Below are 15,239 nucleotides of genomic sequence, written 5' to 3'. Positions count from 1 at the left end.
GCGGCAAAGCCGCTCTATTATTTTAACTATTTATAAATTATAAAAATTTGACAATAATATTATTAAAGGGCGAAAGGAGGCCAATATATGATAAACACAATTGAAACTAGTATTGCAGGTAGACAAATGAAAGTTGAGTTTGGAAGAGTAGGAATGCTCTCTGATTGTGCTATTTTTGTGAATTATGGAGATACAGTTATACTTGTAAATGTAAATGCTTCAGAAAAACCAAGATCAGGAATCGACTTTTTTCCACTAAGTGTTGAATATGAGGAAAGATTGTATGCAGTTGGTAAGATTCCAGGAGGATTTATAAAAAGAGAGGGTAGACCATCTGAAAAAGCCATACTAAATGGTAGAGCTATAGATAGGCCTATAAGACCATTATTTCCAAAAGGATATAGAAACGATGTTCAGGTTGTTTGTACAGTAGTATCCGTTGATCAAGATAATGCACCAGATATACTAGCTATGAATGCTGCATCTATGGCATTATACCTATCAAGTATTCCATTTACTGACCCAGTAGGAACAGTATCTGTAGGCTTAATCGATGGAAACTTTGTTGTTAACCCAACAGCTAAAGAAAGAGAATTAAGCTCAATGTCTTTAACAGTATGTGCTACTAAAGAAAGAGTAATGATGATCGAAGCTGGTGGAGATGAGATACCAGAAGAAACTATGATAGAGGCTATTAGCTTTGGATTTAAAGAGTGTCAAAAGCTGGTTGCCTTCCAAGAGGAAGCAAGAGGTAAGTTTGGAAAAGAAAAAATAGTTCCAGAATTACATAAAGTAGATGAAGAAATCGAAAATGATGTAAGAGCTTTTGCTTATGATATGTTAAAAGAAGCTATGTATACAACTAGTAAAGGTGATAGAAACCTTTTAGTTGATGAAATTAAGGAAAAAATCAATGAAGAATTTGGCGAGAAATATGAAGATAGAATGGCGGATGTAGGAGAAGTTGTTTATAATCTTCAAAAAGAAATAGTAAGACACATGATGCTAGTAGATAAGAAAAGACCAGACGGAAGAGCTTTTGATGAAATAAGACCTATAAGTTGTGAGACATCATTACTTCCAAGAACTCATGGTACAGGACTTTTCACAAGAGGATTAACTCAGGTAATGACTGTTGCTACTTTAGGAGCATTAGGAGAAGTTCAAATACTAGATGGTCTTGGTGAAGAAGAAACTAAGAGATATATGCATCACTACAACTTCCCAGCTTATAGCGTAGGTGAAGTTAAGCCATTACGTGGACCAGGAAGAAGAGAAATAGGTCATGGTGCATTAGCTGAAAGAGCTCTTGAACCACTAATTCCTTCAGAAGAGGATTTCCCATATACAATAAGACTTGTATCTGAGGTATTAAGCTCAAATGGATCTACATCACAAGCAAGTGTATGTGGAAGTACTTTAGCATTATTAGATGCTGGTGTTCCAATTAAAAGACCAGCAGCAGGTATTGCAATGGGTTTAATAACCAATGAAGATTTAACAAGTGAAGAGGTTTTAACTGATATTCAAGGAATAGAAGATTTCTTTGGAGATATGGACTTTAAAGTAGCAGGAACAGAAAAAGGAATAACTTCAATTCAAGTTGATACAAAGATTAAAGGGTTATCAGAATACTGTATCAGAACTTCTATTGAAAATGCTAGAAAAGCTAGATTATTTATTTTAGATAAAATTAAGGAATGCATACCAGAGCCAAGAACAGAATTGTCACCTTTTGCTCCAAGAATGTATGTTATTCAAGTTAAACCAGATAAAATTAGAGATATAATTGGACCTGGTGGAAAAGTTATTAAAAAGATAATAGCTGATACAGGGGTTAAAATAGATACGAATGACGATGGAAAAGTTGTTATTATGTCTAACGATAGTGAAAGTGCAAATCTTGCTTTAAAAATAATAAAAGATATTGTTAAAGAAGTAGAAGTTGGTGAAATTTACTTAGGTAAAGTTACTAAGATTACAACTTTTGGAGCATTTGTAGAAATTATGCCAGGTAAAGAAGGTTTAGTTCATATATCTAAGTTAGATACAGAAAGAGTAAATAAGGTAGAAGATATAGTTTCTGTTGGAGATGAAATCCTAGTTAAAGTTACAGAAATAGATTCACAAGGTAGAGTAAACCTTTCAAGAAAAGATGCTATAAAAGATAGTGAAGAAAATAAACCAGAGCAATAAAAGGGCATTATGCCTTTTTATTTTTTTTATTATATAAGAAGTTCAACTTTTTTCACTTATAATAATGATAGCAAAGTATTGTGAATAATATTTTTTAGAATAAATGTAAAAATTTATAAGTAGTTGCGTTCTTTTAAAATGGCGTGTTAATACACGCTTTTGTTATATTAAAGTTTAGTTATGGAGAAGTAAAAGGAAGCTTAACTTTTATATGAACTACTCTGGCTACCTTGAACTATTTAAAAAGAATAAGAAAAGTTCTTAGTTGAAGGAAGCTGTGAAAAGTCATAGTCTATAGCAAATTACTAATAACTATCATAGTATACATAGTATTAGTTGAAGCTACAGATAATAGAAAAGGACCTTTTTATTCTATTATGTAAAGGGGATTAATATATGTATAATTTATTTAGACTTAACAATGGATTAAGAGTTGTAGTAGAAAATATTGAACAATTTAACTCAGTTTCAGTAGGTCTGTGGGTGGAGAATGGATCTAGAAATGAAAATGAGTTTAATAATGGGATTTCTCATTTTATAGAACATATGCTTTTTAAGGGAACTAAGAAAAGGACTTCAAAAGAAATAGCTGAAGCTATTGAGGACATTGGAGGGCAAATTAATGCCTTCACGGGTAAAGAAGCCACTTGCTACTACGTGAAAGTTTTAGATAGTTATTTAGAGTTAGGGTTAGATGTAATATCGGATATGCTATTTAATAGCAATTTTAATGAAGAAGAAATTGAAAAGGAAAAAGGAGTGGTTATAGAAGAAATAAATATGAGTGAAGATTCCCCAGAAGATGTGTTAATGGATTTACATTCTATAGCTACTTGGGGTCAAGAATCCATTTCAAGGCCAATATTAGGCTATGAACATACTGTACGAGGTTTTAATAGAAATATGCTCATTGACTATTTACAAAGCTATTACATACCTGAAAATTGTGTTATATCAATCTGTGGTAAAGTAGATATGAAAACCATAAAAGAAGTTGTAGAGAGGTATTTTGGAGCCTGGGACAGTAAAAATAAAAGTATTACAAAATATAATTCACCAGAGATTAAAAGAACTAATTTTTTTAGGAAAAAAGATATAGAACAATTACATGTAACTTTGGGTATGCCTGGTTTAGAAGTTGGTCATGATGATATTTATACCCTCATACTACTTTCTAATATTTTAGGTGGAGGAGCTTCTTCCATACTATTCCAAAAAATTAGAGAAGAGTTAGGAATATGCTACTCTATCTATTTATTTATCTCTTCTCATATAAATGTGGGAACAGTGAATGTATATACTGGATTAAATCCACAGTATATAAAGGTAGCCTTAGAAACTATTAATCATGAACTAAAAAGATTTTCAACTGATAGAATTTCTCCAGAAAAACTTATGAAAGCTAAGGAACAATTAAAAGGAAGTTATATTTTAGGGTTGGAAAGCACTAGCAGTAGGATGTTTAGTAATGGTAAATCTGTTCTTTTTAAGGATAAAATAAATACACCTAATGATGTGCTTAGTAAAATAGATAGTATTGATTATAATAAAGTAGATGCTGTGATGGATATGACCTTCAGAAGAGGAATATATAACAGTGCTTTTGTAGGGAAGGATGAAGCTTTGCTTAAAGACATTTATAAAGATACCTTAATTGAATTTAAATTAGATAAGACTAAAATATAGGGATTAAATATAAACTTATGTACTTTCTTTATGCAAGTTCAGGAATAAAAAATATCTACTTCATAGGGAACGGTAAGTATAAAGGAATAATTTTATCCAGAATTATAGATATGAATTTTTGTACACAAGTAAACAATGGTTATTAGGGTATAACTAAAGTTTATTAGAGTTAAAATGTGAATTATTTAAATTATATCTAAAAATAGGTATATATTCACAATAATTCTCATAGTAATTTATGAGAATTATTGTGAGGTGATTTTATGGAAGATAATATAAAATATCTTAGTGAAATGGAAAGATATGAAATTATAAATATTAATGATGGTGACAAATACAGTTTTTTAGGTAATAATGATATAGTAGTAGATGAAAATGGTGAGTTTAAACTATTATTATTGAATGAATCTAAAGGTGGATTTAGTTTATTCCGCAATGCGGATGTGTTAGAAGTACCTTGGGAGTATGTTAAAAAAATTGGCTCTAGAACAATAATAATAGATATTGATGGTGAAACATTAAAACGATCTCACATTTAAATTTGGAGGTTTAACGATGAAGATTCTTGTTCAGAAATTTGGTGGGACTTCAGTATCTAGTGAAGAAAATAGAAAACTTGTAGTGAAAAAAATTAAAATTGCCCTAGAGCAAGGTTATAGCCCAGTAGTAGTTGTTTCAGCTATGGGAAGAAAAGGTGCTCCATATGCTACGGATACTTTACTATCTTTAGTTGGAGAGAATTTCAAAAGAAATAATCCTCAGGCAATAGATTTGTTGATGGGCTGTGGAGAAATTCTAAGCACAGTGGTAATTAGTGAGGATTTATTCAAAGAAAATATATTAGCAGTACCATTAACTGGTGGCCAAGCAGGCATAAAAACTAACGATAATTATAATAACGCTGCTATCTTAGAGGTGAAACCAGATAAGCTATTAGAGTTGCTAAATCAGGGAAAAGTGCCAGTAGTAGCTGGATTTCAAGGAGTAAGTGAAAATGGATTTTTAACTACTCTTGGACGAGGGGGAAGCGATGTTACTGGAGCTATACTAGGAGCTGCTTTAAAAGCTGATGAAGTTCAAATTTATACAGATGTAGATGGTATCATGACGGCTGATCCTAGAATCGTATCTGATGCTACCCTAATACAAAATATAAGCTATGATGAAGTATTCCAATTTGCAGATCAAGGTGCTAAAGTTATACATCCAAGAGCAGTTGAAATATCGAGAAAATATAATATTCCATTAGTTATAAAGAACACTTTAAGTGATAGTGAAGGTACTATTATATCTCATTATGTTGAAGATAGTGATAGCATAATTACAGGAATAACTCACATGAATGATAGAGTTCAAATTAGAGTCAGCGATAATAACCAACAAGCATATGAAAGTTTGTTTGATATACTTGCTGAAGAGAAAATAAGCATAGATTTAATAAATGTTTTTCCAAAAGAAAAAATATTTACTATTGCTAGCTATGACCTTACTAAGTTTAAGGAAATTGCAAATAGAATTAACTTGAACTGTAATCATATTGAAAGTTGTAGCAAGATTGCTATAATAGGCTCTAAAATGAGAGGAATTCCAGGGGTTATGGCTAAAATTCTAAAGGCATTAACAAGAGAGCAGATAGAGGTATTACAAACGGCTGACTCCCATATGACTATTTGGTGTTTAGTAGAGTCCAAGAATACTCAAAGGGCTATAAATGCACTTCATAAGGAATTTAATCTTGGATAATCTTCTTGTTAAGAAAATAAGCTACTTCATTATTTAATGCTTTTCTCATAAGTATATAATTTCCTCCTAATGCACACAATATTTGTGAATTAGGAGGAATGATTATGTCAAAAATGGAGAAAAAAAACCCTGAAAAAAAATTGATAAATGATAACAAAGAAGATACAAAAAAAGAGGAATTAAAAAGTGGGCCTAGCGAAGAAGTATCCAATCTTAAAGAAGTTGGAGTAATGACTGTAGCTCATCCAGATGAAAGAATTCAGATACTTCCTATTATAGGTCAAATAGAAGGTCATAGTATATCCAATCCACAAACTAAAACTACAAAATATGAGCATGTAATTCCCCAACTTATTGCAATGGAACGTGATGAAAAAGTAAAGGGAATACTAATTGTGCTAAATACCATTGGTGGAGATGTAGAAGCAGGTCTCGCTATAGCAGAAATGATTGCAAGTTTAAGTAAGCCAACGGTTTCTATTGTAATTGGTGGAGGTCATTCAATCGGAGTTCCACTTGCTACCTCTGCAGATTATTCTTTCATATCTCCTACGGCTACAATGATTGTTCACCCAATTAGAATGAATGGATTTGTCATAGGAGTACATCAAACTTTTGAATATTTTAAGAAGATGCAAGATAGAATTGTTGAATTTGTCATTAGAACTTCTAAAATTAGTGATGAGGATTTTAGAAATTTAATGGGTCAAACTGATGAATTACTTAACGATATTGGTACAATTTTAATAGGAAAACAGGCAGTTGATTGTGGTTTAATTGATGAAGTAGGTGGCATTAGACAGGCCTTGGATAAGTTAAATGAATTAGTTGGAGATGACTAAAGTAGTGATGAGTTAATATGGTATGTAATAAGTAAATTTATGACAATATAGGCTTTTAAGGTGGAATTTTATTTATCTTCAAAACTCCTTAAGGAAACCAATGTAGGTTCAATTCATAAATTAAGTCTTTACTATGGGTTCTTATAAGTAACACTTATTAAAAAATTCATTATTAAGCAAATAAAACTAGCAAGGTACAAAAAACTTTCCTTGCTAGTTTTATTTTATTTTATAAATCATAAATATAAAAATATAATAAATTTGCATTTTATATTTTAAACTCGGAGTTTTAGACTATAATTATAATGTGCTATTAAGTTTCAAGGTTAATGTTAAAATTAAACATTGTCTGGAGATTTGGAAAAGCAAAGCAGTTTTTCCAAGAAGTAAATATTCACGTGATTTCATGTATAATATAAAAGCTGAGAGGGCGTATATTTTATCTTAAGGAGCCTTCTGGAAGTTAAGAGGGGATAGGTATAAGTAGAACTTGACTTTGATTTGTCATGTGGTATAAATAAAAAATAAAGGAAATTTAATTGCTAATGTAGAAGTATTTAAGTTGGAGGTGATATTGTGGCTAAAAAATCTAAGGACCATGATAAGAAGCAGGATGCAAGTGGTAAAAAAAGTCGTAGCAATGCCACAAAAATAAATGACAATAAGCAAGAAAAAGTTGAAAAGAATTTTGATGTAACAGGAATAATGTTAATTACTTTAGGAGTACTCATATTACTAAGCCTTTTTTCAACTTTATTCTCAAATCCATCTTCATTGTCAGGAACTATTGGAATTTTTCTTAATAAATTCTTTACAGGTATGTTAGGTATTGGAGCATATATTTTTCCAGTATTCTTTATTTTTATAGGGATAAACTATATTTCAACTAATGGAAGACTTAGATTTAATAAAAGATTCTATGGAATAATGTTATTCGTAATTTGTACTCTTTTAGTAGTGGAAATGCTTGTGTTATCAAAATATTATAGGGAGGGATATCTAGCAGATGCTATTGTTAAGCAATTTAATGGAGATAGTACCTTCCATGGAGGAATAGTTTCTCTATTAATAGCGGTACCTTTATATCAGTTATTTGGCAAGGTTGGAAGTTATATTATTTTTGTAGCTTTGTACATAATAGCCATAACCTTAATTAGTGAAGTAACTATAAAAGATTTGATGAAAACAGCCAAGCAGTCTTTAAATGATAAAAAACCAGTAAAAAATGAAATAAAAATAGGAAATGAATTAGGGGCAGAACAAATTAAGGAAGCACCCAAAGCTACTGAAGATTTTTCAGGAAAGTTAGATCAAAAAATAAAAATAATTGATTTCATGAAATCTATGGAGCAAAGTGATGAAGTAGTAGAAGTTTATGAGAAACCAAAATTTGAAAAAAGAGAGAATACTGAAGATAGAGTCAACAGAGAAGTAAGTAGCAGTGAAATTGAGGAGGAAATACAAATTAACACTTCCGCCTCTAAGGTTCATTATGAGTATCAATACCCTTCTATAGAGTTGTTATCAAAAAATGAAGCATTAAATCTAAGAAAAGGTGATAAGAAAGAACTCTTAAACAGTGCTAATAAATTGCAAGAAACCCTTTTGAGCTTTGGAGTAGAAGCTAAAGTTATTCAAGTAACTAAGGGCCCATCAGTAACTCGGTTTGAACTTCAGCCTAATGTAGGAGTAAAGGTTAGTAAAATAGTTAATTTATCTGATGACATAGCTTTGAATCTAGCATCTTCAGGAGTAAGAATTGAAGCACCTATACCAGGAAAGGCTGCCGTTGGAATAGAGGTACCTAATAAGGATTTAAGTCCAGTGTTTTTAAGAGAAGTTATAGAAGTAGATGAGTTTAGTAAGTCTAATAAAAATTTAGCCTTTTGTCTTGGAAAAGACATAGGAGGAAATTGTATTGTAGCAGATTTGACTAAGATGCCTCACCTTTTAATAGCAGGAGCTACTGGTTCAGGGAAAAGTGTATGTGTTAATACTCTTTTAATGAGTTTATTATACAAATACTCACCAGAGGATGTAAAGCTATTATTAATTGACCCTAAGGTAGTTGAATTAAATATTTATAATGGCATTCCTCATCTTTTAATTCCAGTAGTAACAGACCCTAAAAAAGCCGCAGGGGCTCTTAACTGGGCAGTAAATGAGATGACAAGAAGATATAAAGTTTTTGCAGATAATAATGTGAGGAATATTGAAGGCTATAATGAACTAGCAAATAAGGGAATAATAGAAGAGAAGCTCCCTTGGATAGTAATAATCATTGATGAGCTTGCAGATTTAATGATGGTATGTCCAAATGATATAGAAGATTATATAGGAAGGTTAGCTCAAATGGCTAGAGCAGCTGGAATGCACTTAGTTATAGCAACACAAAGGCCTTCTGTAGACGTAATTACTGGAGTTATTAAGGCAAATATTCCTTCAAGGATTTCTTTTTCTGTTTCAAGTCAAATTGATTCTAGAACAATTTTAGATTCATCAGGAGCTGAAAAACTACTAGGTAAAGGTGATATGCTTTTCTATCCAGTTGGTGAAGCAAAACCTATTAGAATTCAAGGAGCCTTTGTTTCAGAGGAAGAAGTAGAAAGAGTTGTGGATTATATAAAAAGTGGTGTTGAAGAAATTGAATATAAAAAAGAAATAATTGATCAAATAGAAGTAAATGCTAGTGGTAAGGATGAAGATGGGGATGAGCTTTTGGATGAAGCTATAAGTGTAGTGCTTGAAACAGGTCAAGCTTCAACCTCACTATTGCAACGTAAGTTGAAGATAGGATATAATAGAGCGGCAAGAATTATGGATCAATTAGAACAAAATGGTGTGATATCAGGAAAGAATGGTAGCAAACCAAGACAGATTCTTATAAGAGAAAATGATTACGAAGGATAATAACAGATAAAATAGGAGGATAACTAGTGAGTAAGTTAAAGGTAGGAGTAGTTAATTTAGGGTGCGATAAAAATAGAATTGACTCAGAAATCATTATAGGAAATTTAAAAGAAACCTATGAAGTAGTTAATGAGCCAGAAAATGCTGATGTGATATTAATAAATACCTGTGGATTTATAGAAACATCTAAACAAGAATCCATAGACACAATATTAGAAATGTCTAGATATAAAGAAAATAATAAATGTAAGGTCTTAGTTGCTACAGGATGTTTGACTCAAAGATATGGAAATGAACTTTTAGAACTTATTCCAGAGTTAGATATAATTTTAGGTGTTAACGACTATGACAAGCTAAACGAAGCCATAGAAAGAGCTTTAGATAAAGGGGAGAAGAGCTGTTACACAAATTACAGTGATTCAAACATAAACTCAGGAAAAAGAATAGTTACTACTGGAGGAACTACTGCTTATATAAGAATTTCTGAAGGTTGTAATTATCAATGTGCTTACTGTGCTATTCCAAAGATAAGAGGAAAATATAGAAGTAGAACTATTGAAGATATTGTAGCAGAAGCGAAGGAGCTTGCAATAAACGGATATAAGGAAGTAATTTTAGTGGCTCAAGATACTACTAATTACGGTATAGATATATATGGAGGACAAAAGCTTCATGTACTTCTTCAAGAACTCTCAAAGATAAAGAGTATTAAGTGGATTAGAGTATTATATTGCTATGCAGAAGAGTTAACCGATGAGATTATTGATGAATTTGCTAGCAATTACAAAGTGTGTAAATATGTAGACATACCTGTTCAACATATTAGTGATGATATTTTAAAAGCTATGAAAAGAAGAGGCAGAAAAGCAATTATTATAGAAAATATAGAAAAGTTAAGAAGAGCAATTCCTAATGTGGTACTTAGAACTTCAATTATTGTAGGTTTTCCTGGAGAAACAGAGGAAAACTTCAATGAACTTTTAGAGTTTGCAAGAACTGTAAAGTTTGATAAACTAGGAGTATTTATATATTCTCAAGAAGAAGGCACAGCAGCAGCTGAAATGGGAAATCAAATAGATGAAGAAATAAAAGAAGAAAGATATCATAAGCTTATGGCTTTACAACAAGGCATTTCTGCTGAAATAAACAAGGAGAAAGTTGGAAGAATCTACGAAGTTTTAGTAGAAGAAAAACAACCAGGAGAGTACATTGGAAGAAGTTATGAAATGTCGCCAGAAATAGATGGTGAAATTTTTATAAAATGTGATAAAATTATTAATATGGGAGAATTTATAAATGTTAAGATTGTTGACGCTTTAGAATATGATCTTATTGGAGAGGTTGTTAACAATACTGATAAATAGATAAAGAAGTATTAAATTGGAAGTAGGAGATGTGTATAATGAATCTTGCTAACAAACTTACCGTACTAAGAATGCTGTTAGTACCTATATTCTTAATTTTTATTGCATTAAATAGTCCAGCTGGAACTGTAATTGCAACAGTTATATTTATAGCTGCATCTATTACAGATAAATTGGATGGATATATTGCCAGGTCTAGAAATCAAATTACCAACTTTGGTAAATTCATGGACCCTCTAGCAGATAAATTATTAGTAACCTCTGCATTAATAACATTAGTGGAAAGAGATGTTATTTTTGGATGGGTAGCTATGATAATAATTGCTAGGGAATTTGCGGTATCTGGATTAAGAACTCTGGCAGCTTCAGAAGGTTTAGTTATAGCTGCTAGTAATTGGGGAAAAGCAAAGACTGTAGTTCAAATATTGGCTATAATAGTAGGCTTAGTTTATTTAAGTTATCCTCTAGGATGGTTAAAGTTAATCACAACAATTTCTATAGGGTTATCTGTAGTTATAACTATAGTTTCTGGAGTGGATTATTTCGTTAAAAATAAAAGTGTAATAAGAACAGACAAGTAATGATTAAAATTTAAAAAAGTGTCAAATATAATAAGAGGTTCCTACTGATTTAGTAGGAACTTCTTATTATAATTATACTCATTATATAGTTGACCTAAAGAAGAGTTTATTATATAATTAAATAGAACTAATGTTCGATAATCGAAAGGATGGTGAACCCCAAGGGGAAAATATATGAATAACGAAAAATTAAAAGCATTAGAAGCTGCTATGGGACAAATAGAGAAACAATTTGGTAAAGGTTCTATAATGAAACTTGGAGAAAACACAATTATGAATCTAGAAGCAATTTCAACAGGTTGCTTAGGATTAGATATAGGTCTTGGAATAGGGGGAGTTCCAAGAGGAAGAATTATAGAGATCTTTGGACCAGAGTCATCAGGTAAAACAACAGTAGCATTACATGTAGTTGCTGAAGCTCAGAAAGCTGGCGGAACAGCTGCTTATATAGATGCTGAACATGCATTAGACCCAGTATATGCAAAAGCTTTAGGCGTAGATATAGATAACTTAATAGTATCTCAACCAGATACTGGAGAGCAAGGGCTGGAAATTGCTGAGGCCTTAGTGCGTTCTGGCGCTATAGATGTAATAGTAGTTGACTCAGTTGCTGCTTTAGTGCCAAAAGCAGAAATTGAAGGAGAAATGGGAGATGCCCATGTAGGACTTCAAGCAAGATTAATGTCTCAAGCATTAAGAAAGCTTGCTGGTGCAATCAATAAGTCTAAGTGTGTAACTGTTTTTATTAACCAGTTAAGAGAAAAGGTTGGAGTAATGTTTGGAAGTCCAGAAACTACTCCAGGAGGAAGAGCACTTAAATTTTATGCTTCTGTAAGAATGGATGTAAGAAAAGTTGACACTATAAAGCAAGGAGAAGAGTTCCTTGGAAATAGAACAAAAGTTAAAATAACAAAAAATAAGGTAGCACCACCATTTAAACAAGCAGAATTTGATATCATGTATGGACAAGGAATCTCTAAAGAAGGAGATGTTCTTGACATTGCTGTTAAAGAAGAAATTGTTCAAAAAAGTGGAGCTTGGTTCTCTTATGGAGATGTGAGACTTGGGCAGGGAAGAGAAAACGCTAAAACCTTCTTTAAAGAAAACCCTCAAGTTAGATTAGAAATTGAAAATAAAATAAGAGAAAAGTATAATTTACCCTTGTATAAAGAAACTGTAGCTAAAGCAGGAGAAAGTAATAAAGCTACTGAAGAGTAATTTGAGTTAGCTATACTTACAAGGTTAACTCCACTACTCTCTTTAAGTGAGAGGTAAGGCATGAAACATAAACTTTAGTGGGAGTGAAAATTCCTTCGAAAATAATTTGATAAAATGAACTTGTTCATTTTAAAGTGTATTAATAAGTAAATATGAAAAGTTTATAATTAGGTTGAAAAACAGTTATGACTATATGGGTTATAGCTGTTTTTTTAACGTTCAGAGAAATTCCTTTGGTGCATTGTGAAAAGCCCTAAGAATTTATGGTGAAGTATATTGAAGAGAATGAGAGTTTTAGTGTTAGTTTTGAAGGTTTTGATAAATATATAAAAGCTCTATTAAGTGATGTAAAGAGTTGATTCAATGAAATACATATTTTCTTCAGTAAGTGATATTTCCTAAAGGAAAAATAGTTTTAATTATATATAAGTATAATAATTGTAAAATTTGTGCAGAATTAATGTAGAACATCATGTAAGTTTAGTGTACTATTTGGCAACAATCTTGACATTGATGAAAAATTAATATAAAATAAATACAAATACTGGTTTAGCATAATATAATTGCTACCAATTGAATAAGTATGACACCTTTTCTAGCTTTCAATTTATTGCAAATAGATATTATGGAATAAGCAAAGGAGGTGTTGATTAAATGGAAATGGGCACAACTATTTTATTAGTAGGAGCAATTTTCGTTGTTATTTTAATTGGAATTTTTGTTGTTATTTATACAAGAAAAAATATATCTCAAGCTAATATAGCTAAATCTGAAGACGAGGCAAAGAGAATTATTGAAGAAGGAAAAAAAGACGCCGAATCAAAAAAGAAAGAGGCAATTCTTGAAGCTAAGGAAGAAGTTCATAGACTAAGGAATGATTTTGAAAAAGAATCAAGAGAGAGAAGAACAGAAATCCAAAGGCTTGAAAGAAGAATAATTCAAAGAGAAGAATCTTTAGATAAAAAAAGTACAGTTCTTGAGAAAAAAGAAGAATCATTAAATAAAAAGCAACAAGAGGTTGAAATATTAGAGGCAAGTATACAAGAATTGTATACTAAACAAAGACAAGAATTAGAGAGACTGTCAGGTCTTACATCTGATGAGGCAAAACAAGTTTTATTAGATGAAGTGAAAAAAGAAATTAAACATGAAACTGCAATGATGATTAAGGAATTAGAATCAAAAGCTAAAGAAGAGGCAGATAAAAAGGCTAGAGAGATTATAACATACGCTATCCAAAGATGTGCAGCAGATCATGTTGCAGAATCAACAGTACATGTTGTTTCCCTTCCTAATGATGAAATGAAGGGAAGGATTATTGGAAGAGAGGGTAGAAATATTAGAGCTCTTGAAACCTTAACTGGAGTAGATTTAATAATTGATGATACTCCTGAAGCAGTAATTCTTTCAGGATTTGATCCTATAAGAAGAGAAGTTGCAAGAATCGCTTTAGAGAAATTAATAGTTGATGGAAGAATACATCCAGCAAGAATCGAAGAAATGGTTGAAAAGGCTAAGAAGGATGTTGAAAATGATATTAGAGAAGAGGGCGAACAAGCCACCTTTGAAACTGGTATACATGGGTTACACATTGAGATAGTTAGATTGTTGGGTAGACTTAAATACAGAACAAGTTACGGTCAAAATGTATTAAAACATTCTATCGAAGTATCTTATTTAGCAGGATTAATGGCTTCAGAGCTTGGAATTGATCCAACTTTAGCAAAAAGAGCAGGACTATTACATGATATAGGTAAGGCTGTTGACCATGAAGTGGAAGGACCACATGCACTAATTGGGGCAGAAATTGCTAAGAAATATCATGAATCGCCAATGGTTGTAAATGCTATAGCAGCTCACCATGGGGATGTAGAAATGCAGTCTTTGGAGGCAATACTAGTTCAGGCAGCAGATGCTATATCTGCAGCAAGACCAGGTGCTAGAAGAGAAACTTTAGAAGCTTATATTAAGAGACTAGAGAAACTAGAAGAAATTGCAAACTCATATGAAGGCGTAGAAAAGTCATATGCCATTCAGGCTGGAAGAGAAATTAGAATTATGATTAAACCAGAAGAAATCAATGATGCAGGCGCTGTTGAAGTGGCAAGGGATATTGTGAAGAGAATCGAAAGTGAACTTGAGTATCCAGGTCAAATCAAAGTAAATGTAATTAGAGAAACACGTTCAATAGAATATGCCAAATAGAAAATAATAACTTTGCAAACAACAAATCTTCTTGAATTTTAGTAGTGGTACTAAGATTTAGGAAGATTTTTTTAATATATGAATAAAGTAAAAAAATTCAATTTTCAAAATTAATTAAAATATTTTAAGAGGATTTTCGTGTTTTTTGTAGAATTACTATATTGCAATGATAAAGTTTAACTTAGGAGGTTTATTTATGGAGGTATTAAAAGTTTCAGCAAAATCAAGTCCAAATTCTGTAGCAGGTGCATTAGCAGGGGTTTTAAGAGAAAAAGGCGGAGCAGAAATTCAAGCAATTGGAGCAGGTGCAATTAATCAAGCAATTAAAGCTGTTGCTATTGCCAGAGGATTCGTTGCTCCAAGTGGAGTAGACCTAGTTTGTATACCAGCATTTACTGATATTGAGATTGATGGTGAAGAAAGAACAGCAATTAGATTAATTGTTCAACCTAAATAGTTATTATAGATATATTAAAGGGGCTGTCGCACTAAAT

At 31.6% G+C, this 15,239-nt stretch carries 11 protein-coding genes; all 11 read left to right on the top strand.

From position 1 onward, the window contains the following. The first annotated feature begins 87 nt into the window (after window positions 1-87). The 11 genes from B3040_RS11250 to B3040_RS11200 all read left to right on the top strand — a co-directional run bounded on the left by B3040_RS11250 (window position 88) and on the right by B3040_RS11200 (window position 15,202). Entirely contained in the window at window positions 88-2,196 is a 2,109-nt protein-coding gene (locus B3040_RS11250) for a polyribonucleotide nucleotidyltransferase (RefSeq protein WP_291573315.1), read from the top strand. Window positions 2,197-2,592: 396 nt separating this feature from the next. Next, the gene (locus B3040_RS11245) at window positions 2,593-3,882 is read left to right on the top strand and encodes a M16 family metallopeptidase (protein ID WP_291573313.1); all 1,290 of its coding nucleotides are present in this window, start codon (window positions 2,593-2,595) and stop codon (window positions 3,880-3,882) included. A 263-nt stretch (window positions 3,883-4,145) separates the two neighbouring features. Next, the gene (locus B3040_RS11240) at window positions 4,146-4,421 is read left to right on the top strand and encodes a YlmC/YmxH family sporulation protein (RefSeq protein ID WP_291573311.1); all 276 of its coding nucleotides are present in this window, start codon (window positions 4,146-4,148) and stop codon (window positions 4,419-4,421) included. Window positions 4,422-4,437: 16 nt separating this feature from the next. Then, a complete protein-coding gene (gene dapG / locus B3040_RS11235; RefSeq protein WP_291573309.1) occupies window positions 4,438-5,625 on the top strand; it encodes an aspartate kinase in 1,188 nt (395 codons plus the stop codon). Window positions 5,626-5,729: 104 nt separating this feature from the next. Then, window positions 5,730-6,467, top strand: a complete 738-nt coding sequence (locus B3040_RS11230) for a ClpP family protease (protein WP_291573308.1) — start codon at window positions 5,730-5,732, stop codon at window positions 6,465-6,467. Window positions 6,468-7,172: 705 nt separating this feature from the next. Beyond that, window positions 7,173-9,377, top strand: a complete 2,205-nt coding sequence (locus B3040_RS11225; RefSeq protein WP_291573646.1) for an FtsK/SpoIIIE family DNA translocase — start codon at window positions 7,173-7,175, stop codon at window positions 9,375-9,377. Between the two features lie 26 nt (window positions 9,378-9,403). Beyond that, window positions 9,404-10,741, top strand: a complete 1,338-nt coding sequence (rimO, locus tag B3040_RS11220; protein ID WP_291573306.1) for a 30S ribosomal protein S12 methylthiotransferase RimO — start codon at window positions 9,404-9,406, stop codon at window positions 10,739-10,741. Window positions 10,742-10,779: 38 nt separating this feature from the next. Beyond that, the gene (pgsA, locus tag B3040_RS11215) at window positions 10,780-11,322 is read left to right on the top strand and encodes a CDP-diacylglycerol--glycerol-3-phosphate 3-phosphatidyltransferase (protein ID WP_017414482.1); all 543 of its coding nucleotides are present in this window, start codon (window positions 10,780-10,782) and stop codon (window positions 11,320-11,322) included. A 174-nt stretch (window positions 11,323-11,496) separates the two neighbouring features. Continuing rightward, window positions 11,497-12,540, top strand: a complete 1,044-nt coding sequence (recA, locus tag B3040_RS11210) for a recombinase RecA (protein WP_291573303.1) — start codon at window positions 11,497-11,499, stop codon at window positions 12,538-12,540. Window positions 12,541-13,194: 654 nt separating this feature from the next. Next, complete coding sequence (rny, locus tag B3040_RS11205) at window positions 13,195-14,745, top strand: ribonuclease Y (protein WP_414632535.1); 1,551 nt, start codon at window positions 13,195-13,197, stop codon at window positions 14,743-14,745. Between the two features lie 196 nt (window positions 14,746-14,941). Next, window positions 14,942-15,202, top strand: coding sequence for a stage V sporulation protein S (locus B3040_RS11200; protein WP_017414479.1), 261 nt, complete (start codon window positions 14,942-14,944; stop codon window positions 15,200-15,202). Window positions 15,203-15,239: the final 37 nt, after the last annotated feature.

It is taken from the genome of Clostridium sp. UBA4548 (genome assembly GCF_002387895.1).
In the GTDB taxonomy this organism is placed as follows: Bacteria; Bacillota; Clostridia; order Clostridiales; family Clostridiaceae; genus Clostridium_J.
Note: the sequence above shows the minus strand (reverse complement) of the source record. Positions and strands in the feature narration are given on the sequence as shown.